At 62.0% G+C, this 22,327-nt stretch carries 17 protein-coding genes and 1 tRNA gene; 9 read left to right on the top strand and 9 right to left on the bottom strand.

Features of this window, described 5'->3' with window-relative positions; genetic code table 11:
* Positions 1–4 precede the first annotated feature (4 nt).
* Positions 5–3,136, top strand: a complete 3,132-nt coding sequence (locus J1G37_RS03385) for a CusA/CzcA family heavy metal efflux RND transporter (protein WP_207040182.1) — start codon at positions 5–7, stop codon at positions 3,134–3,136.
* Positions 3,137–3,366: 230 nt separating this feature from the next.
* On the opposite strand, the gene J1G37_RS03380 is transcribed toward J1G37_RS03385, so the two are convergent.
* From J1G37_RS03380 to J1G37_RS03370, 3 genes are all read right to left on the bottom strand, one after another.
* Positions 3,367–4,761: a heavy metal sensor histidine kinase gene (locus tag J1G37_RS03380; protein ID WP_207040181.1), complete on the bottom strand. Its 1,395-nt coding sequence runs from the start codon at positions 4,759–4,761 to the stop codon at positions 3,367–3,369.
* Positions 4,758–5,432 carry a heavy metal response regulator transcription factor gene (locus J1G37_RS03375; protein ID WP_207040180.1) on the bottom strand — a complete coding sequence of 225 codons (675 nt, stop codon included), beginning with the start codon at positions 5,430–5,432 and terminating at the stop codon, positions 4,758–4,760. The genes J1G37_RS03380 and J1G37_RS03375 overlap by 4 nt, the downstream gene beginning before the upstream one ends.
* A gap of 342 nt (positions 5,433–5,774) precedes the next feature.
* The gene (locus J1G37_RS03370; protein ID WP_207040179.1) at positions 5,775–7,094 is read right to left on the bottom strand and encodes an OprD family porin; all 1,320 of its coding nucleotides are present in this window, start codon (positions 7,092–7,094) and stop codon (positions 5,775–5,777) included.
* A gap of 226 nt (positions 7,095–7,320) precedes the next feature.
* On the opposite strand from J1G37_RS03370, the gene J1G37_RS03365 reads away from it, so the two are divergent.
* The 3 genes from J1G37_RS03365 (at position 7,321) to J1G37_RS03355 (ending at position 9,703) form a co-directional block, all read left to right on the top strand.
* Complete coding sequence (locus J1G37_RS03365; RefSeq protein ID WP_207040178.1) at positions 7,321–7,653, top strand: DUF2790 domain-containing protein; 333 nt, start codon at positions 7,321–7,323, stop codon at positions 7,651–7,653.
* A 105-nt stretch (positions 7,654–7,758) separates the two neighbouring features.
* A complete protein-coding gene (locus J1G37_RS03360; protein WP_207040177.1) occupies positions 7,759–9,075 on the top strand; it encodes a PAS domain-containing methyl-accepting chemotaxis protein in 1,317 nt (438 codons plus the stop codon).
* A gap of 52 nt (positions 9,076–9,127) precedes the next feature.
* A complete protein-coding gene (locus tag J1G37_RS03355; RefSeq protein WP_207040176.1) occupies positions 9,128–9,703 on the top strand; it encodes a flavin reductase family protein in 576 nt (191 codons plus the stop codon).
* Between the two features lie 3 nt (positions 9,704–9,706).
* Here the strand turns inward: J1G37_RS03355 and J1G37_RS03350 are convergent, their stop codons facing one another.
* Positions 9,707–10,591, bottom strand: coding sequence for a LysR family transcriptional regulator (locus J1G37_RS03350; RefSeq protein WP_207040175.1), 885 nt, complete (start codon positions 10,589–10,591; stop codon positions 9,707–9,709).
* A gap of 123 nt (positions 10,592–10,714) precedes the next feature.
* Between J1G37_RS03350 and J1G37_RS03345 the strand changes: the two genes are divergently transcribed.
* Positions 10,715–12,058 (top strand): MFS transporter, encoded by a 1,344-nt coding sequence (locus J1G37_RS03345; protein ID WP_207040214.1) that lies wholly within the window; start codon positions 10,715–10,717, stop codon positions 12,056–12,058.
* Positions 12,059–12,179: 121 nt separating this feature from the next.
* On the opposite strand, the gene J1G37_RS03340 is transcribed toward J1G37_RS03345, so the two are convergent.
* Entirely contained in the window at positions 12,180–12,989 is an 810-nt protein-coding gene (locus tag J1G37_RS03340; RefSeq protein WP_207040174.1) for an AraC family transcriptional regulator, read from the bottom strand.
* A 138-nt stretch (positions 12,990–13,127) separates the two neighbouring features.
* Here J1G37_RS03340 and J1G37_RS03335 point away from each other — a divergent pair, with 138 nt between their 5' ends.
* Together J1G37_RS03335 and ddlA are read left to right on the top strand one after the other, a co-directional pair.
* Positions 13,128–13,766, top strand: coding sequence for a LysE family transporter (locus J1G37_RS03335; protein ID WP_207040173.1), 639 nt, complete (start codon positions 13,128–13,130; stop codon positions 13,764–13,766).
* A gap of 44 nt (positions 13,767–13,810) precedes the next feature.
* On the top strand, positions 13,811–14,905 hold the full coding sequence (gene ddlA / locus J1G37_RS03330) for a D-alanine--D-alanine ligase (RefSeq protein WP_207040172.1): 1,095 nt from the start codon (positions 13,811–13,813) through the stop codon (positions 14,903–14,905).
* A 287-nt stretch (positions 14,906–15,192) separates the two neighbouring features.
* On the opposite strand, the gene ggt is transcribed toward ddlA, so the two are convergent.
* The 4 genes from ggt to J1G37_RS03310 all read right to left on the bottom strand — a co-directional run bounded on the left by ggt (position 15,193) and on the right by J1G37_RS03310 (position 18,901).
* Positions 15,193–17,022, bottom strand: a complete 1,830-nt coding sequence (gene ggt, locus J1G37_RS03325) for a gamma-glutamyltransferase (protein ID WP_207040171.1) — start codon at positions 17,020–17,022, stop codon at positions 15,193–15,195.
* Between the two features lie 36 nt (positions 17,023–17,058).
* Positions 17,059–17,838: a PhzF family phenazine biosynthesis protein gene (locus J1G37_RS03320; RefSeq protein ID WP_207040170.1), complete on the bottom strand. Its 780-nt coding sequence runs from the start codon at positions 17,836–17,838 to the stop codon at positions 17,059–17,061.
* Positions 17,839–18,026: 188 nt separating this feature from the next.
* Positions 18,027–18,103: transfer RNA gene (locus J1G37_RS03315), tRNA-Met, on the bottom strand.
* Positions 18,104–18,349: 246 nt separating this feature from the next.
* Positions 18,350–18,901: an RNA polymerase sigma factor gene (locus J1G37_RS03310; protein ID WP_207040169.1), complete on the bottom strand. Its 552-nt coding sequence runs from the start codon at positions 18,899–18,901 to the stop codon at positions 18,350–18,352.
* Positions 18,902–19,164: 263 nt separating this feature from the next.
* Between J1G37_RS03310 and sctW the strand changes: the two genes are divergently transcribed.
* The gene (sctW, locus tag J1G37_RS03305) at positions 19,165–20,226 is read left to right on the top strand and encodes a type III secretion system gatekeeper subunit SctW (RefSeq protein WP_207040168.1); all 1,062 of its coding nucleotides are present in this window, start codon (positions 19,165–19,167) and stop codon (positions 20,224–20,226) included.
* The gene (gene sctV, locus J1G37_RS03300) at positions 20,223–22,316 is read left to right on the top strand and encodes a type III secretion system export apparatus subunit SctV (protein WP_207040167.1); all 2,094 of its coding nucleotides are present in this window, start codon (positions 20,223–20,225) and stop codon (positions 22,314–22,316) included. Before sctW ends, sctV begins: the two co-directional genes overlap by 4 nt.
* The last annotated feature ends 11 nt before the right edge of the window (positions 22,317–22,327 follow it).

The raw sequence follows: 22,327 nt of genomic DNA, 5'->3' as shown, positions 1-22,327 counted from the left end.
CCCCATGTTTGAGCGCCTTATCCAATTCGCCATCGAGCAGCGCATCATCGTGCTGCTGGCGGTGCTGTTGATGGCCGGTGTCGGCCTCGCCAGCTATCAGAAACTGCCGATCGACGCGGTGCCCGACATCACCAATGTGCAGGTGCAGATCAACTCGGCGGCGGCGGGTTTTTCGCCGCTGGAAACCGAGCAGCGCGTGACCTTTCCCATCGAAACCGCCATGGCTGGTTTGCCGGGCTTGCAGCAGACCCGTTCGTTGTCGCGCTCGGGGTTGTCCCAAGTGACGGTGATCTTCAAGGACGGCACCGACCTGTTCTTTGCCCGCCAACTGGTCAACGAGCGCCTGCAAGTGGCGCGGGAACAATTGCCCAGCGGCATTGAAACGGCGATGGGGCCGATTTCCACCGGGCTTGGGGAAATTTTCCTATGGACCGTCGAAGCTGAGGACGGCGCGCTCAAGGACGACGGCACCCCCTACACGCCGACCGACCTGCGGGTGATCCAGGACTGGATCATCAAGCCGCAACTGCGCAACGTGCCCGGCGTGGCCGAGATCAACACCATCGGCGGCTTCGCCAAGGAATACCAGATCGCCCCGGACCCCAAGCGGTTGGCGGCCTACAACCTGACCTTGAACGACCTGGTCACCGCGCTGGAGCGCAACAACGCCAACGTCGGCGCCGGTTACATCGAGCGCAGCGGCGAACAATTGCTGATCCGTGCACCGGGGCAGGTGGCGTCCATCGACGACATCGCCAATATCGTCATCACCACGGCGGATGGCACACCGATCCGCGTGCGCAACGTCGCCCAAGTCGACATCGGCCGTGAGATGCGTACCGGCGCGGCCACCGAAAACGGCCGTGAGGTGGTGCTGGGCACGGTGTTCATGCTGATCGGCGAAAACAGCCGCAGCGTGTCCCAGGCGGTGGCGAAAAAACTTGAAGAGATCAACCGTTCGCTGCCCGCAGGTGTGGTCGCGATCACCGTGTATGACCGCACCAACCTCGTCGAAAAAGCTATCGCCACCGTGAAGAAAAACCTCTTCGAAGGCGCGTTGCTGGTGGTGGCGGTGCTGTTCCTGTTTCTCGGCAATATCCGCGCGGCGTTGATCACCGCGATGGTGATTCCCCTGGCGATGCTGTTCACCTTTACCGGCATGTTTACCAACAAGGTCAGCGCCAACCTGATGAGCCTCGGCGCGTTGGACTTCGGCATCATCGTCGATGGCGCCGTGGTGATCGTCGAGAACGCCATCCGCCGCCTGGCCCACGCGCAGCAACGCCATGGGCGCCTGTTGACCCGCAGCGAGCGTCTGCACGAGGTGTTTGCCGCCGCCAAGGAAGCGCGGCGCGCGCTGATCTTCGGGCAACTGATCATCATGGTGGTGTACCTGCCGATCTTCGCCCTCACCGGCGTGGCCGGGAAGATGTTCCATCCCATGGCCTTTACGGTGGTGATCGCCTTGTTGGGCGCGATGATTCTGTCGGTCACCTTTGTGCCGGCGGCGATTGCGTTGTTTGTGACCGGCAAGGTCAAGGAAGAAGAAAACCTGGTGATGCGCACCGCGCGCCGTGTCTATGCGCCGGTGCTGGATGGAGTCATGGCGCGTCGGCCGCTGGTGTTTGGCCTGGCGCTGTTGGCCATCATCGCCTCGGGCGTGGTCGCCGGCCGCATGGGCAGCGAATTTATCCCCAGCCTCAGCGAAGGTGATTTCGCCCAACAGGCCTTGCGGGTGCCCGGCACCAGCCTGACCCAATCGGTGCAGATGCAACAGCAATTGGAGACCACCTTGATGGCCCAGGTGCCGGAAATCCTGCGGGTGTTTGCCCGCACCGGCACTGCGGAGATTGCCTCCGACCCGATGCCGCCGAATATTTCCGACAGCTACGTGATGCTTAAACCGAAGGAGCAATGGCCGGACCCGAACAAGTCCCGGGAAAGCCTGATCGCCGATATCCAGCGGGCCAGTGCGATTGTGCCGGGCAGTGCGTACGAACTGTCGCAACCGATCCAACTGCGTTTCAACGAGCTGATTTCCGGGGTGCGCAGTGATGTGGCGGTGAAGGTGTTCGGGGATGACATGGCGGTGCTCAACAAGACCGCCGGAGAAATTGCCGAAACCCTCAAGGGCCTAGATGGCGCCTCGGAAGTGAAAGTGGAACAGACCTCCGGCCTGCCGGTGCTGACCATCAATATCGACCGCGACAAGGCGGCGCGTTTTGGCCTGAATGTAGGCGATGTGCAGGACACCATCGCCGTCGCGGTCGGTGGGCGCCAGGCTGGTACGTTGTACGAAGGTGACCGGCGTTTTGACATGGTTGTGCGTTTGTCCGACGCACTGCGCACCGATATCGACGGGTTGTCGCGGCTATTGATCCCGGTGCCAGGCAACGCGGCGGGGCAGTTGGGTTTTATCGCGTTGTCCCAGGTGGCCAGCCTGGACCTGGTACTGGGCCCCAACCAGATCAGTCGTGAGAACGGCAAGCGTTTGGTGATCGTCAGTGCCAACGTACGTGGGCGTGATATTGGCTCGTTTGTAGACGAAGCTGAAACTGCGCTGATCGCCAAGGTGAAGGTGCCCGCCGGTTACTGGACCACCTGGGGCGGCCAGTTCGAGCAGCTGAAAGAAGCCTCCGAGCGCTTGCGCATCGTGGTGCCGGTGGCGCTGCTGCTGGTGTTCGGGCTGTTGTTCATGATGTTCAACAACCTCAAGGATGGGCTGCTGGTGTTTACCGGGATTCCGTTCGCGTTGACCGGTGGGATCATGGCGTTGTGGCTGCGGGATATTCCGCTGTCGATCTCGGCGGGTGTGGGATTTATCGCCCTGTCCGGCGTGGCGGTACTCAACGGGCTGGTGATGATTGCGTTCATCCGCAACCTGCGCGAAGAAGGGCGCTCGTTATCGGTGGCCATCCACGAAGGCGCGCTGACCCGCTTGCGCCCGGTGTTGATGACGGCGCTGGTGGCGTCCCTCGGATTTATCCCCATGGCACTCGCCACCGGCACCGGCGCCGAGGTCCAGCGGCCGCTGGCAACGGTGGTGATCGGCGGGATTATTTCGTCGACGTTGCTGACCTTGCTGGTGCTGCCGGCGTTGTATCAGTGGGCACATCGCAAGGAGGAAACTGAGTGAACACCGCGCAGCCTATTTGGAATGCGATCAAATGTGGGAGCTGGCTTGCCTGCGAAGACGGTAGCACAGGCGATATCTCTACCAGCAGTGCCGCCGCCTTCGTAGCCTCGCTAACGCTCGACAACTCCCACATTTTGATTTGTGAACCCGCTCAACTGTGGGAGCTGGCTTGCCTGCGATGACGGCGGTACAGGCGACATCCCGGTTGCCAGACCCACCACCATCGCAACTTAACCAATCGGCCCCAGGGGAAACACCAACCGAAACGAGGTAATGCCACCCGGCGGGCTGCGCACTTCGGCCTGCCCCTGATGCAGGGTCATGATCGACTTCACGATGGCCAGCCCCAGGCCGGTGCCGCCTTCGGTGCGGGCGCGGCTGTTGTCGGCGCGGTAGAAGCGTTCGAACAGATGCGGCAGGTGCCGGGCGTTAATGCCTGCGCCGGGGTTGCTGACGGAGATCGACACCTGCTGCGCATACGTCTCCACCAGCAGCGAAATATGCCCACCTTGTGGGCTGTGGCGGATCGCGTTGGACAGCAGGTTGGAGAGGGCGCGCTGGATCATCAGGCGATCGCCATGAACCTGGGCATCGCCGCTCAACGTCATGTTCAGTTGCTTGTCTTCGGCACTCAGCGCAAACAGCTCCATCACCCGGCGTGCCTCATCAGTCAACGACACCGCCGCAAACGACGCGCGCGCTGCCGGGTGACTGACCTGGGCCAAAAACAGCATGTCGGACACGATGCGTGACAACCGCTCCAGCTCTTCAGTGCTGGATTCCAGCACGGCCTTGTATTCCCCTGGCGGCCGCTGGCGCGATAGCGTGACCTGGGCCTTGCCCATCAGGTTGGTTAGCGGCGCGCGCATTTCGTGGGCCAAATCATCGGAAAACTGCGACAACTGCTGCACCCCCGCGTCCAGCCGATTGAGCATCACGTTGAAGCCTTGGGCCAATTCCCGCAGTTCCTGGGGCAGGTTGTCCAGGGCCAAGCGATGGGTCAGGTCCTGGGTGGTGACTTGGGCAGCGACGTGGCTGAACTGTTGCAACGGTGCCAACCCGCGCTGCACCAACCACCAGGCGCCCATGCCGATCAACAGCAACAGCAAGGGCAACGCCACGACCGTGGCGCGCAGGTAGGCGCTGAGCAGGGCCTGGTCGTCCATGCGGTCCAGGGACAGCACCACGCGCACACGCTCGCCACTGGCCAGGCGCATCAGGCTGGACGCGCTGAGCACCTGGTTGCCGTCGCTGTCTTCCCAGTTGAGGTAGCCGAGGGTTTCCCGGTGCGGGTAGTCGGTGAGCAGCGGCACCTGGGGCTTGGCGCCGACGCTGAGCAGCACACGCTCATCGGGGGCGGTGCCGACGATGGTCAGGTAGAAGTTGTCGTGGCCGATCACCAGGTCCAGCAGCGAGTGCGGGCGCGCGCGGATGTCGCGAGCGTCCAGGCCCTGGGCGAGGCTGTGCTGGATCTGTTCCATCTTGCTTTCCAGACCCTTGCGCGCGAGTTTTTCCAGCTCATGGGTCAGCGCCAGGTAAGCCAGGCTGGCCAGCAGCAGCACCAGGCCGGCGCCCATCAGGCTGACCGTCAGGCCCAGGCGCATCGACAGGCTGCCGGTCTTCATGGCCGCGCTTCCAGCACGTAGCCGACGCCGCGAATGGTGTGGATCAACTTGACCTCGCTCTGGTCATCCACCTTGGCCCGCAGGCGGCTGATGGAGACTTCCACCACGTTGGTGTCGCAGTCGAAATTCATGTCCCACACCAGGGAAATGATCTGCGTGCGGGTCATCACTTCGCCGGTCTGGCGCATCAGCACCTGGAGCAGGGCGAACTCCTTGGTGGTCAGGTCGATACGCCGGGTGCCGCGATAGGCGCGATGGCGGCGCGGGTCGAGTTCCAGGTCTGACACGCAGAACACTTCTGGCTGTGGGATATGTTCACTGCGCCGCAATAACGTACGCACCCGCGCGAGCAATTCGGGAAACTCGAAGGGCTTGACCAGGTAATCATCGGCGCCCATGTCCAGGCCCTTGATCTTGTCGTCCAGACGGCCACGGGCGGTGAGCATCATCACCCGCTGGCCGCCGTTGCGGCGCAGTTGTTCGAGCACTTCCCAGCCGTCCTTGCCCGGCAGGTTGACGTCGAGAATCACCAATTCATAAGCGTGTTGCGCGGCCAGGTGCAGGCCGTCGATACCGTTGGCGGCGCAATCGACCACGTAGCCACTTTCAGTCAGGCCTTGCTGCAAATAGGCGGCGGTTTTTTGCTCGTCCTCAACCACAAGGATACGCATGGGGGTTTACCTTTTTCCGAAAAGAGAAGGGGGTCCATTTCCTTATGGAGGGTACTGCTGGGGGAGTAGGAAAATTCTGAAGGGTGAAGTGACTTCAGGGTCAACTGCGACGTTCTGTCGCAACTAAGAAAGCACGCAAAAAAAACGCCCCAATGGGGCGTTAAAAAATCCATCTCTTTCCAAAGGAGCTACACAAAAGCTTCAGAGATGAATGTGCTCGGTGTTGCAAGTTGAAGCCAGTCTATAAAGTTCAACTTAACGGGAAGGTGAGGCCAATATTACAGTTTTGATAACTGGCTAGTTGTGAACAGATGTAAGTCAAGCGCGAACGAATGTAATGACTCAGAGAATCGCCAGCGGGTATTCGGCGATCAGGCGTACTTCTTCCAGGTCCGACTCGAATGCACTGGAGCGCACGGTGGCCTGGCGCAAGCGCAGTGACAGGTCTTTCAGTTTGCCACTTTGCACCACGTACTTGGCTTCGATGTCGCGCTCCCAGCGGCGTTGATCGGTGAGCGGGTCGCCTGCCGCATCGCGGCGCATGTACACCGCGTTGGCGTTGCTGTAGTCGGCACCGCTGCCTTTGCCGTAGCGTGTCATGAACGACAGGCCGGGAATGCCGAACGGCTGCATGTCCAGGTCGTAGCGCACCATCCACGAACGCTCCTTGGGGGAGTTGAAGTCGCTGTACTGGATCGAGTTGTTGAGGAAGATCGAGTCCGACTGGCGCAGGTAATCGAAGTCGTCATCCCCGTTGTTGCGCTGGTGCGACACGGCCAGGCTGTGGGCGCCAATCTTCACGCCGAGCCTGGCGCTCCAGATGCTGTTGTCGAACTCACCCAGGCGTTTCTTGCCCTCATCCATCGCCTTGTAATAGTTGAAGTCGCCGAACAGTGAAACCTCATTACTCAACGGGTAGTTGGCGGCACTGCCGAAGTAGTACTGGTCCCAGGCGTCCTTCAAGCGGCTGCTGTACAGGCTCAGGCTCAGGTGTTTGTTGAGTTGGTAATCACCGCCGAAATAGCCGATCCACGGTGAGTCGACCTTGCCTGCGTAGAACGTCGAAAAGCCTTTGTCCATGCCGCTTTCGGTGGGCTGGCTCATGCCGCTGAGGCGTCCGCCTTGCAGGCTCAGGCCCTCCAGGCTGGTGTTTTGCGCGGTCACGCCACGAAAGCTTTCCGGCAACAGTCGCGAGTCGCCGTACGCCACCACCGGTGTGAGCGGGAACACGTCGCCGGCCTTGATTACGGTGTCCAGCACGCGCAGTTTTGCGGCGCCGCCGAATTTGCTGTAGCTGGACTCTGGATGGTTGTCGCTGTCCACCGGCAGCACGCCAAACGAGCCCTTGCCGCCGCTGCGGCCGGTGCCCGAGTCGAGCTTGAGGCCGTACATGGCAAACGCGTCCAGGCCAAAACCGACCGTGCCTTGGGTAAAACCGGATTCGAACTTGCCAATGAAACCCTGCGCCCAGGCTTCGGAGTAGCCATTGCCGGTGGGGCTGGACTGGCCCTTGCGGTCATCGCGGTTGAAGTAGAAATTGCGTGCCAGCACGTTCACGCTGCTGCCTTCGATAAAACCTTCGGGCTGGTCTTCCACGGCCACGGCGGCCAGGGGCAGCGCGGCAATCAATGAAAAGGGAAGGGTGTAGTAAGTACTGTGCATATTGCGCTCCTCGGTATTGGCAGTGATCAGCTTCTTATATGAGGTGGGCGTTCTTATTGATGTGGCCCGGGCTGATAGTTGCAAATGCCAGATAACAGCGAAGTGGCCCGCACATTACAATTTTGGAATCTCACGGTTACCTAACAAATAAGTAATGTTTTGGTGAACATTGCGTCAGGGTTCGCTCGTTACGCTGGGCACTCAACTTTGAAGCGAGGAACTTGTGATGAACGTTTATAAACTTGGCCTGGGTGTATTGGCGGCCGTCTTGTCGTTCGGTGCTTTGGCCGAAGGCGGCGGCGACCGAACCTTTGCCTTGATGATGGAACGCAATGAAAAGGTCATGGCCGATTACGCCGCCCGCAATGGCAAGCCCGCGCCCGAGGTGCAGGCGTATCGCTATGGCATGCCGCTGGATATCGCCAAGGTGGTCAGCGTGACGCCACCGATTCGCAGCTGTAATGCCGTGCCTTCGCGCATGACCTATGAAGACTCCACCGGCAAGCTCAACACCATTGAGTATCAAGTGATGGGGCTGTGCCGAAACAATGGCGGCTGATGGATCCAAAAATATAGTTGGGCCTTGGCCTAAAGGACTCTTCAGAAAAGCTCGGCAGAGCCGATGCAGGTCAGATCTTTCTCTCCATTTGACCATCGGTGCCCCATGTTCAACACCCGCTTGAAGCAGGAGCTGTCCGCTCTTCGCGAAGAACTGTCCAGCTTGCAGCAGGTCAAGGAGAGCCTGGAAAGCGAGATGTTGTGCCTGACGCTGGACCCCCAGGGGCGTATCGACTGGGCCAACGGCAACTTCCTCAAGGAAATGGCCTACCAGAGCGGCCAGCTGCAAGGCCGGGCCATTGGCGACCTGGCGCCGGCGCATGTGAAGCATGATGAATTCCAGCAGCGCTTCAACAATGCGCTGACGCGGGGTGAGCACTTCGCCGGCACCGTGCGCCTGCTGCGTGGCAATGGCGAGGAAGCGTGGCTGCGCTCGATCGTGCAGCCGGTGCGCAGCTCCGATGGGCGGATCAAGCATTTCTCCATCTTCTCCAGCGACCTGACCCGCACCATCGAAGCGTCGCGCGAGCATGAAAACCTGATCACCGCGCTGGTGCGCTCCACCGCAGTGATCGAGTTCGACCTGGGCGGGCACGTGCTCACCGCGAACGATCGTTTCCTCGGCGGCATGGGTTACAGCCTGGCGCAGATCAAGGGCAAGCATCACCGCATGTTCTGCGAACCGGAGGAGTACAACAGCGCCGAGTACCAGAACTTCTGGAAACGCCTGAACAACGGCGAGTTTGTCGCGGCGCGCTTCAAGCGCGTCGACAGCCACGGTCGCACGGTGTGGCTGGAAGCAACCTACAACCCGGTGCTGGACGCGACGGATCGCCTGTACAAAGTGGTGAAGTTCGCCACGGTGATTACCGATCAGGTCAATCAGGAACAAGCGGTTTCCGACGCCGCCAACATCGCCTACAGCACTTCGTTGCAAACCGACAACAGCGCCCAGCGCGGCACCACGGTGGTGACCCAGGCGGTGGACGTGATGCGCGACCTGGCCCAGCACATGCAGCAGGCCGGCGAAGGCATCGAGGCGTTGAATGCCCAGTCCCAGGTGATTGGCAGCATCGTCAAGACCATCAGCGGCATCGCCGAGCAGACCAACTTGCTGGCGCTCAACGCCGCCATCGAAGCGGCACGCGCCGGCGAGCAAGGTCGTGGTTTTGCGGTGGTAGCCGATGAAGTGCGTCAATTGGCCTCGCGCACCAGCAAGGCCACCGAGGAAATTGTCGGCGTGGTGCGTCAGAACCAGGACATGGCCCGTGAGGCGGTGGCGCTGATGACCGATGGTCGCCTGCAAGCCGAGCAAGGCCTGGCCCTGGCGGCGGAAGCGGGCTCGGTGATTGTCGAGATCCAGGACGGTGCGCAGAAGGTGGTCAGCGCTGTGGGACAGTTCGCCAACCAACTGTCGAGCTGAGCGTAGGGCTCAGGTATCGTAGGCGCTTTCCTGCTTGAAGAGCCGACCGTCCATGAGCCCTACACACCGTCGCCCCGTTCCGCTGTCCAAAGCCTACCGCTTGCTCAATCACGGCCCGACCGTGCTGGTCAGCGCGGCCCATAACGGCCAGCGCAATATCATGGCGGCCGCCTGGGCGATGCCGCTGGACTTCGAACCGCCGAAGGTCGCCGTGGTGTTGGACAAGTCGACCTGGACCCGCCAGTTGCTGGAAGGCAGTGGCACCTTCGTGCTGCAAGTGCCTTGCGTGGCCCAGGCCGATCTCGTCCAGACCGTCGGCAATACCTCCGGCAGCGAGACTGACAAATTCGCCGCTTACGGCCTACAGGTGTTCAACGGCGAACACACCGATGCACCGCTGCTGGAAGGTTGCGTGGCCTGGCTGGAATGCCGCTTGCTGCCCGAGCCGCACAATCAGGAAGCCTACGACTTGTTCCTCGGCGAAGTGGTCGCGGCGTATGCCGACGAGCGCGTGTTCAGCGAAGGTCATTGGCACTTCGAAGGCCACGATTCACTGCGCACCTTGCATCACATCGCGGGCGGTAACTTCCTGACGATCGGCGAGCCGATTACCGGGCGCCAGCTCTAAGCCCTACCAGCGCGCGTTTGCCAACGCCTCGGCAAACGCCACCAACTTCGGCGAATACTGCCGCGACGGCGGGTACACCAACGAGATCGCCCGACTACGCCCGGCGAAATCCTCCAGCACCGGCACCAGGCGCCCGGCGGCGAGATCGTCGCGCACGGCAAAGTCCATCACCTGGGCAATGCCAAAACCGCCCACGGCGCCGTCTACCAGCGCGTCGCCGATATCAAAGATCAGCCGCCCTTCGACGCTCACGTCCTGCACCTTGCCATTGAGCATGAACTGCCAGTCCACCATGCGTCCGCTGCGCAGATTGCGCACGGTGAGGCAGTGGTGGTCCTTGAGCTCATCGACCCTTTGCGGTGTGCCGAAACGCGCAAGGTAGGCGGGCGCGGCGACCGTGACCCAGCGCAACGGCGCCAGGGCGCGGGCGATCAGGCGTTGGTCCTGGATCTCGCCGGTACGCAGCAAGGCATCGAAGCCTTCATCGACGATGTCCACCAGGCGGTCGGTCATCACCGCTTCGATGCGCAGTTCGGGATAACGCAGGGTCAGCTCGCCGATCACCGGCATCACCACCTTGCGCCCGAACAGCGACGGCGTGCTGATCTTCAACAGGCCCGACGGGCTGCCACGGCGGTCGAGCATCAGCTTCTCGGCTTCGGCCAATTCGGCCAGCAACGGCGCACTGCGCTCGTACAACAACTGCCCGTCGGGCGTGAGGCTGACGCTGCGGGTGTTGCGTTGCAGCAGGCGCACGCCCAGCTCGTTCTCCAGGCGTGAGATGGCCCGTGAGAGCCCGGATTGAGTCAGCCCCAGGTCGCCGGCGGCGCGGGTGAAACTGCGGGTTTCGGCCACGCGGACCAGCAGGCGAACAGCGTTCAGATCCATGAATAAAGTCATTACTGAAAGAGTGATCGCGCTATTTATCATCTATCACGCATAAAACACACTGCCTGCACCTCATTTTTTGGACAGGACGCTGTGATGTCTCCCTCTCGACCCTCTGGCTGGATGCTGATGCTGTTGGCCACCGCCCAACTTATCATCGCCCTCGACGCCACCATCGTGTTTGTCGCCTTGCCGCAGATTGGCACGCACCTGGACTTTTCCGCCCAGCAATTGCAGTGGGTGGTCAGCGCCTACAGCGTGGCGTTCGGCGGCTTCCTGCTGTTGGGCGGGCGGGCCACGGATTTGCTCGGCAAGCGCCGCTTGTACCGGACGGGGCAGGCGCTGTATGCGTTGGCGTCCCTGGCCGCCGTACTGGGTGGTAGCGCGATGCTGCTGGTGCTGGCGCGGGCGGTGCAGGGCGTGGGCGGGGCGCTGTTGTTTCCGGCGACCTTGGCGTTGATCAACACCCATTACGCCGAAGGGCCTGAGCGCAACCGTGCGTTTGCGGTGTGGAGCGCGGCGTCGGCGGCGGGGCTGGCACTCGGCGCCTTGCTGGGCGGCGTGTTGACCCAGGTGTGGGGCTGGGAGGCGGTGTTCCTGGTGAACGTGCCGCTGGCCGGGGGCTGCGCCTGGGCGGCGCGTTACTGGATTCCTGCCGACGGCGCGCGGGCCCGTGGGCGCAACTTCGATATCAGTGGCGCGCTGACGGTGACCGTCGGCGGCACCTTGCTGGTGTTTGCCCTGGTGCAAGGCCCGGAATGGGGCTGGACGGCGCCGTCGACCCTCGGCTGCATCGCCCTGGCGGTGGCACTGCTGGGGCTGTTCGCCTGGATCGAACACCGTGGCCGCGACCCGTTGATGCCGCTGCGGCTGCTGGCCTACCGCGAACTGCGCATGGCCATGGTGCTGACGGCGGTGTTCATGAGCAGCTTTGGCGTGCAGTACTACTTTCTGGCGCTGTATTACCAGCAGGTCTACGGCTACAGCGTGTTGCAGGCGGGCCTGGCGTTTTTGCCGGCGACCTTGGTGTGTACGTTCGGCATCTGGTTGGCGGAGCGTTCGCTGGCCAGGATCGGGCTGCGCAATACCCTGGTCAGCGGGCAATTGGCGGGGGCCGTGGGCATCGCGCTGGTGTGCTGGGCGTTACCGACGGGCGTGGGATTCTGGTCGCTGCTGCCGGGGATTTTTATCTTGAGCATCGGCCAGGGCATGACGTGGACGGCGATGTGGGTGGCGGCCGGCTTGGGTATCCGCCCGGGCGAGCAGGGGGTGGCGGCGGGGATGGCGTCCACCAGCCAGCAGATCGGTGGGGCGCTGGGGTTGGCGGTGTTGGTGTCGGTGGCGAATGCTGGTGGGATTGAATGGGCGTTGTGGTGGAGTGCGGGGATTGCGCTGGTGGGGGCGGTGGTGGCGGTTGGGCTGAGGGAAAGCAGTATTAAGTCGAACTCAACTTTTGAGACAACCTAAGTATCAATGTGGGAGCTGGCTTGCCTGCGATAGCGGTGTATCAGCCAAGTATCCAGTGACTGACACTCAGCCATCGCAGGCAAGCCAGCTCCCACATTGGCTGTATTCCAATCCAGGCTTTTTAGCGCCCCAGCATCTTCACCCAACGCGACGGCGGCATGCCATAGGTGCTGCGAAACTGCCGGGTCATATGGCTCTGGTCGGTGAACCCGGCCGTCATCGCCGCATTCACCAGCGATTGGCCCTGGGCCAGCAGGCTGCGCACCAGGTCCAGCCGGCGCATGGTCAGGTAGCGGTAGGGGCTGGTGCCGAACAACAAGCGGAAATCCCGCGACAACGCCCAGCGGTCACGGCCGGCGTGTTCGGCCATTTCGTCCAGGGTGATGCTGCGGCCCAGGGCGCTGTGGATAAATTCCCGCGCGCGTTCGGCGGCGATGTAGTCGAAGCTCTTGCGGCTGGTGATCACACCGGACGCATCACTCAGGGCTTGTGCCACGTCGTACATGGCGTCCTGTTCCTGTAGCGGGTCGATCGGGCAGTCCAGGCTTTGCAGCAGCACTTCGCTGGCGCGGAACAGGCGCGGGTCGGTGGTATGGCCACAGGGAATGAACGGCAACGGCTTGCCGCCTAGGATCTGTTGGATCAGCGCCGGTTCCACATAGATCATGCGGTAGCGGAAACCTTCCTCGCTGCTGGCGCGGCCGTCGTGGGTTTCGTCAGGGTGAATCACCATGGTCGTGCCGGGCAGGCTGTGGGTCATGCAGCCGCGATAATGAAAGCTCTGCACGCCGAACAACGTACGGCCGATGGCGTAGGTGTCATGGCGATGCGGGTCGAACGCGAAGCCGGCAAAGTACGCCTCGATGCGGTCCATGCCGCTGGCATGCGGGGCGCGGTGCATCCAGTCGAGGGGGGAGATGGGATTGCCCATGGTGGCTTGTCACACAGTGAGGTGGAAACACGTTAACCGAGTCTGCGCTCCCAGTCTGCCGGGGTCTTGTACGATTGTGCAAGGCAGGGGCGAGGCCTATGATCGCCGTTCGTGCCTTGCGCTGATGGAGTCGCCCCTATGGATTTTCTCAACCCCGCCTATGTGGCGCCCCTGGTCTCGCTGGCGCTGCTGTGGACCGTGGCAGTGGTGACGCCGGGACCGAATTTTTTCAATACCGCGCAGTTGGCCGCCAGTTGCTCGCGCCGCCATGGTGTGGTGGCATCGGCGGGCGTGGCCACCGGTACGATCCTGTGGGGGCTGGCGGGTGGCCTGGGTATCAAGTCGCTGTTTACCGCCGCACCGATGCTGTACCTGGCATTCAAGATTATCGGCGGCTGCTACCTCATCTACCTCGGTTTGAAACTGTTCAAGCGCTCGGCGCCGGCCATGGGCCAGAACCTGTTGCCGGATGAGCCTCGACGCTCGCTGTTCTCCGCATGGCGCCTGGGGCTGCTGGGCAACCTGTCCAATCCCAAGGCTGCGTTGTTTGTCGCCACCATCTTCGCGTCCACCATGCCGCCTTCGCCGTCGCCGATGCTGTTGACCCTGGCGGTGCTGACCATGGCCACCTTGTCCTTCAGTTGGTACTCCAGCGTGGCCCTGGTGTTCTCCAGCGAGCGCATGGCCAACCTCTACAGCCGTTCGCGCAAGTGGCTCGACCGTTTTGCCGGCGGCTGCTATGTGCTGTTCGGTGCACATCTGGTGGCGAATCGCTGACGGCCCGTGGTAAGAAGCCTTACTTTCAACGGTGAGGCAGGGTCATGAGCAAGGTGCGCGTAGGGATTATTTTTGGTGGCCGTTCGGCTGAACACGAAGTCTCGCTGCAATCGGCGCGCAATATCGTCGATGCCCTCGACCGCACGCGCTTCGAGCCGGTGCTGATCGGTATCGACAAGGCCGGCCACTGGCACCTCAACGACACCTCGAACTTCCTGATCAACCAGGAAAACCCGGCCTTGATCGCCCTCAACCAATCCAACCGCGAACTGGCGGTGGTGCCGGGCAAGGCCAGCCAGCAACTGGTGGAAACCTCCGGCGGCGACCTGCTGGCCCATGTCGATGTGATCTTCCCCATCGTCCACGGCTCCCTCGGCGAAGACGGTTGCCTGCAAGGCCTGCTGCGCATGGCCGACCTGCCGTTCGTCGGTTCCGATGTGCTCGGCTCGGCGGTGTGCATGGACAAGGACATCAGCAAGCGTCTGCTGCGCGACGCCGGGATTGCCGTCACGCCGTTCATCACCCTGACCCGTCGCAATGCGCCACAGACAAGCTTTGACACGGCGGTGAACAAGCTCGGCCTGCCGCTGTTCGTCAAGCCGGCCAACCAGGGATCGTCGGTGGGTGTGAGCAAAGTCGGCAACGAAGCCGAATACCACGCCGCCGTCGAACTGGCCCTGGGTTTCGATGAAAAAGTGCTGGTGGAATCCGCCGTCAGCGGCCGTGAAATCGAATGCGCCGTGTTGGGCAACGACCACCCCATCGCCAGCGGTTGTGGCGAGATTGTGGTGAGCAGCGGTTTCTATTCCTACGACAGCAAATACATCGACGACCAGGCCGCTCAGGTGGTGGTACCCGCGGATATCAGCGTCGAAGCCAGCGAGCGCATTCGCCGCTTGGCCATCGAGGCGTTTGAGGTGTTGGGTTGCGCGGGGCTGGCGCGGGTCGATGTATTTTTGACCGAAGACGGCAAAGTGCTGATCAACGAAATCAACTCACTGCCCGGCTTCACCCGCATCAGCATGTACCCCAAGTTGTGGCAGGCGGCGGGCATGAGCTACAGCGAACTGGTGAGCCGGTTGATCGAGCTGGCGTTGGAGCGGCATGCGGGGCGTAAGGGGTTGAAGATCAGTCGGTGATTTTGATGGCGCTTGGCTCTGTGGCGAGGGAGCTTGTCGAATCGTCGCACCGTCCCGATGGGCCGCGAAGCGGCCCCAGTTCTTTGTTTGAAAAGATTGGGACTGCTGCGCAGTCCAGCGGGAGCAAGCTCCCTCGCCACAGGTAAAGCGTTCGCTAGACGGTTGTACGAGCAATCCACGAATACAACAACGTCCTCACCTCCTCCGGGCGATGATCCGCTTGCCAGTCGACGAGGGCGCCGAGGTTGTCTGCCTGTTGCACGGCTTTGTCTCCATCGCTAAAAGTTTCAGTCGCCGAGGGCTTCGCCTTCACGGCGAGGGTCCGCGCCGCCGCTCAGGGACACTTTGCCCTGGGCATCGCGGGTGCGCACGATGGCCTGCACGCCACTGGTCATATCGATCTCGTTGAGGGCATGGCCCTTGTCTTTCAGGGCCTGTTTCAACCCTGGGCTGAACAGGCCCGCTTCCAGTTCGGTAGCGCCATTGCGGCTGCCGAAGTTGGGCAGGCTGATGGCTGCTTGCGGGTCGAGTTGCCAGTCGAGCATCGCCACCAGCGACTTGCTCACGTACTCGATGATCTGTGAGCCGCCCGGCGAGCCGACGGTGGCCAGCAACTCGCCGCTGTTGCGGTCGAACACCAGTGTCGGCGCCATGGCCGAGCGCGGGCGTTTGCCGGGTTCGACGCGGTTGGCCACCGGCTGGCCGTCTTCTTCGGGAATGAACGAGAAGTCGGTCATCTGGTTGTTGAGCAAAAAGCCCTGGACCATCACATGGGCGCCGAACGCCGCTTCGACTGTGGTGGTCATCGACACGGCGCCGCCCTGGTCGTCCACCGCGACCACTTGCGAAGTGGAGATGCGCAGCGGCGAGCGGTCCGGCGCGTAGGCCACCTGGATGCCCACCGGCGTGCCGGGCTTGGCAACGCCCATGCTGCGTGCGCCGATCAAGGCGGCGCGCTTGGCCAGGTAGTCGGGGGCGACGAGACCGGCGAGCGGCACGGGGACGAAGTCGGCATCGGCCACGTACAGCGCGCGGTCGGCGAAGGCCAGGCGGCCGGCTTCGGAGAGCAGGTGCACGGCTTCGGGCGTCGGTTCCAGGCCGGCAGGCGAGGTGCTCTTCAATGGTTTCATCGGCGCGATGGCCAGTTGCGAGTTGCGCGCTTGCAGGGCCTGCAAGGTGCCGAGGATTTGCGCGATGGCGATCCCGCCCGACGACGGCGGTGGCATGCCGCACACTTTCCATTGCTTGTAGTCGGTGCACAGCGGCGCACGCTCTTTGGCGCTGTAGTCTTTGAGGTCCGCCTCGGACAGGCTGCCGGCGTTGCTGTGGCCCTGTACCTTGCGTGCGATTTCATCGGCAATCGGCCCGTGGTACAGCGCGTTTGGCCCTTCCTTGGCGATGCGTTGGAACACGGCGGCCAGCGCCGGGTTTTTCAGCAACGTGCCAGTGGCTTTAGGCGTGCCATCGGCATTCAAGAAGTACGCTGCCATGTCCGGCGACTGGGGGATGTAGCCGTCAGCAGCAATCAGCGCATGCAAGCGCGGGGAAATCGCAAAGCCCTGCTGCGACAGGCGAATCGCCGGCTCGAACAACGTCGCCCATGGCAGGCGCCCAGTCTTGTTGTGCGCCATTTCCAGGGCACGCAGTACCCCTGGCGTGCCGACGGAACGCCCGCCGATCTGTGCCTCGGCAAACCCCATCGGCGTGCCGTCGGCCCTCAGGAACAACCGCTCGGTCGCCCCGGCCGGTGCGGTTTCGCGGCCGTCATAGGCGTGCACGTTCTGGCCGTCCCACAGCATGATGAACGCACCGCCACCGATGCCCGACGACTGTGGCTCCACCAGGGTCAACACGGCCTGCATCGCAATCGCCGCGTCAATCGCCGAACCGCCTTGGCGCAGCATCTCGCGCCCGGCTGCAGCGGCCAGCGGGTTGGCGGCGGCGGCCATGTGGCGTTCGGCATGCCGCGGCGTGAGGTCGCTGCGATAGCCCGAGCCCAGCTCCGGTGCCGGTGGTTGTTCGGTAACTGGGCTGTGGCAGGCGGCCAGGGTGAGGGCCGCAGCCAAGACCGAAAACGGCCGGCGATAAATCGAAAACACGCGCTGAACTCCGTTCATTTTGAGAATGATCTGTTGTCCTTTGGGTACTGCTTTTTACAGGTAAATCGTGCCTTGCAGGTAGAGCACGGCGTTGCCGGAGATGATCACACGGTCGCCCTGAAGCTCGCAGCGCAACTGGCCACGGCGCTTGCCGCCTTGTTCGGCGGTCAATTGTTGTTTGCCCAGGCGCTCCGCCCAGAACGGTGCCAGCGAGGTGTGGGCGGAACCGGTGACCGGGTCTTCATTGACGCCCACGTTCGGCCCGAACCAGCGCGAGACAAAATCGAACCGCGCGCTTTTGGCCGTCACGGCGATGCCGCGTTTGGGCAGGCCCTTGAGGCGGGCGAAGTCTGGGGTCAGCGCGGCGATCTGGGCCTCGTCGTCCACCAGCACGATGTAGTCATCGGTGCCGAATACCTCGGCGGTCTCGATGCCCAGTGCGCTCAACATCCCCGCCGGTGGCTCGCAACGCTCGGGGCGCTTGGCCGGGAAATCCATCGCCAGCTCGTCGCCGTTGCGTGTCACACGCAGCTCGCCGCTGCGAGTGGCAAAGCGCAGCACTTCGGGGGCATTCGCCAACTGGTTGATCAACACCCATGCCGCAGCTAGCGTGGCATGGCCGCACAGGTCCACTTCGACTTCCGGGGTAAACCAGCGCAGTTCGTAGGTGTCGCCACGCGGCACAAAAAACGCGGTTTCCGAGAGATTGTTCTCGGCGGCGATGTTGTGCAACTGCTCGGTGGGCAGCCATTCAGTCAGCGGGCAGACGGCCGCCGGGTTGCCGCCGAAAGTGTGTTGGCTGAAAGCGTCGACTTGGTAGATGTCCAGTTTCATCGGGGGGCACTCCGTGTGGGGAGGCTGGACACTAACAGTGGGTCAGGGGAGCGTCAAAATACAGATGGCGTGTTTTTTTGCGCGCATCTGCACGGTTGCGTGGGTTGCAAGCGGACGCGTTATTGTCCTGGTACTTTTCTGCGGGCATAAAAAAACGGCCTACCTTTCGGTAAGCCGTTTTTAGTACTTGGTGGCTACACAGGGACTTGAACCCCGGACCCCAGCATTATGAATGCTATGCTCTAACCAACTGAGCTATGTAGCCAAGTGGCGCGCATTATTCGCGGAGAACGGGAATGCGTCAAGCGTTTATTTTAAATTTTTATCTACGCTTTCAACTGTTTAAGCGAAATAGGGCTAAACCGCGACGAGCGGTGCGGTGAGCGAGGGTGTTTCGGCAGTGAAGATTTCAGCGGCGCAGCGGCGGTTTTCAGGAGGACGCATTCGTCGAGAGCGGTTGCGGCGTGATCCGGTTGGGCAGATATCCCTGTCGCCCAACGCGTAGTCTGACTTACGGGTACGGCGAGTTGTGGGTGACGCGCTTGAGCTGTTCGCGTGCCCGCGACAGGCGTGAGCGAACGGTGCCGATCGGGATGTCCAGCACGTCGGCGGTGTCCTGGTAGCTGCCATCGGTTTCCAGCGATGCGTACAGTGTTTTACGCATTTCATGCGGCAGCAGGTCGATGGCGCTCAAGGTTTTCTCCAGGCGGCGGTTGATCTCGAATTCCCAGTCCAGGTTGCGGCTGTCTTCCTGGCCATGCCACAGCGCTTCATCGAACTCGCAATGGACCGGCTTGGCATACAGGCGCCGGAAGTGGTTGCGGATCAGGTTCTGCGCGATGCCGCACATCCAGGTGCTGAGGGTTGCCTGGCCGCTGTAGCGCTCCCTGTTGCGCCAGGCCTCCAGGTACGTCAATTGCAGAAGATCATCCGCATCCTCGGGGTTGAGCACGCGTTTATGAATGAAACGGCGCAGCTTTTTTTGCTGTTCGTCCGTCAGTTGAAGCATGAACTGAGGGGAACTGCCAACAAGGTGAACCAACGCTTCGATAGGGATACTCATGATTTTTTCCTCAGGGTAGGCGCTGTCGAAATGGTTTCGACGGGAACCCCTTTTGCACTGGCTATGCCAACGGAAAAAATTGTTTAACGTGTTGATTTACATCGGTATATATCTTGAATTAGAGCGTTTTTGTGCAGTTTTTTGCAAACGGCTCCCAGGGTTTGTGCCGTTCTTTTCGCAGGTTGTAACGGGGCGGGTTTTGATGGAACCGGATGGCTTGGTCTTGCCACACAGGGACACACTCTTTCTGTTCTGGCCCGCCGATGAAAGTCGAATCCTCCCACGATGTGCAAACACTCCAGCGCCTGGATCAACCCAGTGTTGGTCAACCGGTCGCGCCGTCATCCGTGAGAGCGACGGATGAGCTTGTCCAACTCTTCAGCGAGGAGGTGAACCTCAACAATCGGCTGTTGCAGCAGCGCTCCCTGGGTGTGCGTGTGCCGCCCACCGAGCGGCTTGCGCAGCTGTATGACCAGTTGGGCCACCCGGCCCAGGCGACGCTGGCATCCATTGCCCGACGGGTGCGGCTCCAGCTATTGAAGCAGCCCAGCATCGACACCTTGCTTGACCTGACCGGTAACGACCCGGCACGCACGTTCGTGGTACTCAAGCAGGTGGCAGCCCAGGCGCAAGCCGAAGCGCGCAAGATTGAAGCCGCGCTGGCCCGGGACGCCGTTGCCAAATTGGAGGTTCGCTTCAAGCGGGAAATCCAGGCCGGCCTGAATATCGCGATTGCGTTGCAGGCCAGCGGCGGTGACCCGCAAGAACGCCAGGCGTTGCGTGCGCTGTACTACGCCAGTGTGGTCAGGCGCCAATCCCTGGCGACCATGATGCAGGCCCTGTTGGGCGTGTACGGTGGCGAGCGCTTTGCGGACGGGCTCAAAGTGATGCGCGGTGCCTTGGCAGATGATATCGCGGCCCATGTGTCGTCCGTTCCCACCGCCATGCTGCGCACACTGCTGATGGGCCTGCAGAGTTGCGGGCAGTTGACCGGGGTGCTGAGTGGTTGCCAGACGTTGATCCAGCGCCTGAGCATCGAGCATGACGCCGTGGAGCTGTTGCAGCGCCTGCTGGGTTATGCCGGTTCTGGTATCGCGGCAGGGGAAATACTGCGGCTGGGGGATGAGCTGGGGGGAGGGCCGTCCTTCCAGCAACTGGTGTCGCTCAACGCCCTTTACCCCGTCGTCCAACAGTTGCCCCTGGCGCTATGGCCAGACAGTCGCGTACGCCAGGAGACCTTGATCTGCTTTGTCGCGGTGATGGATGAACTGGCCAAGATTGAGCGCGGGCCCGCACGTTTCGTGGATGGGGGGACGGAGGCGTGAGCGTACTGAAGACCATCAATGCCGTGCTGCTCAAGGTGGCACAACGCGCCGAAGTCCTCGGCGCTGTGGTGGTCATGGCCATCGTGTTCATCTTTATCGTGCCGCTGCCCACGTGGCTGGTGGACATCCTGATCGCCCTCAATATCTGTATTTCGTGCCTGTTGATTGTGCTGGCGCTTTACCTGCCGGGGCCCTTGGCGTTTTCGTCGTTCCCGTCGATCTTGCTGCTGACGACGATGTTCCGCCTGGCGCTGTCGATTGCAACGACGCGTCTTATCCTGCTGGAACAGGACGCGGGGGACATCGTCGAGGCCTTCGGCAACTTTGTGGTGGGCGGTAATCTTGCGGTGGGGATGGTGATCTTCCTGATCCTGACCCTGGTCAACTTCCTGGTGATTACCAAGGGCTCGGAACGGGTCGCCGAAGTGGCGGCGCGTTTCAGTCTGGATGCGATGCCGGGCAAACAGATGTCCATCGACAGCGACCTGCGTGCCGGCCTGATTGACGGCGCCCAAGCCCGGGACAAGCGCGAGCAGTTGTCTCGCGAGAGCCAATTGTTCGGCGCCATGGATGGCGCCATGAAGTTCGTCAAGGGCGATGCCATTGCCGGCTTGATCATCGTCGTGGTCAACCTGTTGGGGGGCTTCTCCACGGGGATGTTCCAGCACGGCTTGAGTGCTGCCGACTCGATGACGCTGTATTCGGTGCTGACCATCGGCGACGGCTTGATCGCCCAGATTCCGGCGCTGCTGATTTCCCTGACGGCCGGCATGATCATCACCCGCGTAGCCCCGGATGGAAGCCGGGGTGTCAGCAACATGGGCGCGGAAATTGCCCGGCAAATGACCAGCGAACCCAAGAGTTGGGTGATCGCGTCGGTGGGCATGCTCGCGTTTGCGATAGTGCCCGGCATGCCTACCGGGGTCTTTATCCTGATCTCGCTGATCACCGGTAGCCTCGGCTATTACCTCGTACGCAAGCGTCAACGACAGGCCCAGCCTGCCACCGAGGCTGCCGAAGCCGTTCGCCCGGAAGAGAACGGCAAGGAAGACTTGCGCGGGTTCGACCCGTCGCGCCCCTACCTGTTGCAGTTCTCGCCGGTACTGCGTGGAACACCGCAGGTGACCGACTTGATTCACGGGATACGTCAGGCCCGAAACTCGTTGGTTGCCAACATTGGCCTGACACTGCCGCCGTTTGAAGTGGAACTTGATGATTCGCTGGCCGACGACGAAATGCGTTTCTGCGTGCATGAAGTGCCAATGGTCAGGGCGTCGGTTGTCAGCCATGTGGCGGTTGAGCGCTCGGCGCTGACGGTCGAGCCCGAGCACGCATTGCCAGGGCTGGCGGAGCGCGACGAGCAGGAGTGGGTCTGGTTGCCCCCCGACGATCCGCTGCTGGCGGACGAGCAGTTGGAGCGTTTCAGTGCCACGGAGTTGATCATCGAGCGTATGAAGAAGGCGATGATGTTCAGCGGCCCGCAGTTTCTGGGGATCCAGGAAAGCAAGTCGATCCTCAGCTGGCTGGAGCACAACCAGCCGGAGCTGGTGCAGGAGTTGCAGCGCATCATGCCGCTCTCGCGGTTCTCAGCCGTGTTGCAGCGCCTGGCCAGTGAAGGCGTGCCGTTACGGGCGGTACGGCTGATCGTCGAGTCGTTGATCGAGTACGGCCAGCATGAACGTGAGCCGGAGGCACTGGCCGACTATGCGCGCATCGCCCTCAAGGCCCAGATCTTCCACCAATACAGCGAGGCCGATGGCCTGCATGCCTGGCTGCTGTCGCCGCAGACCGAAAACATCCTGCGCGATGCGTTGCGCCAAACCCAGACCGGCGTGTTCTTCGCCCTCGATAACGACAACAGCGCGGCGTTGGTCAGCCTGCTCAACCAGGCCTTTACGGTACGTGCCAAAAGCAAAAGCGTGATGCTGGTGGCGCAAGACCTGCGCAGCCCCCTGCGCGCCTTGCTGCTGGAGGAGTTCAATCATGTGCCGGTGTTGTCCTTTGCGGAATTGGGGAGTGCTTCCAAGGTGAAAGTGTTGGGGCGTTTTGACGTTGGCCAGGATGAGCTTATGCGCGGAGCGGTGGCATGAGTGCTTCGCCC

Source organism: Pseudomonas sp. Marseille-Q1929, assembly GCF_017316265.1.
GTDB lineage: Bacteria > Pseudomonadota > Gammaproteobacteria > Pseudomonadales > Pseudomonadaceae > Aquipseudomonas.
The sequence above is the reverse complement of the archived record's forward strand: the minus strand, read 5'-3'. Positions and strand labels throughout refer to the sequence as shown.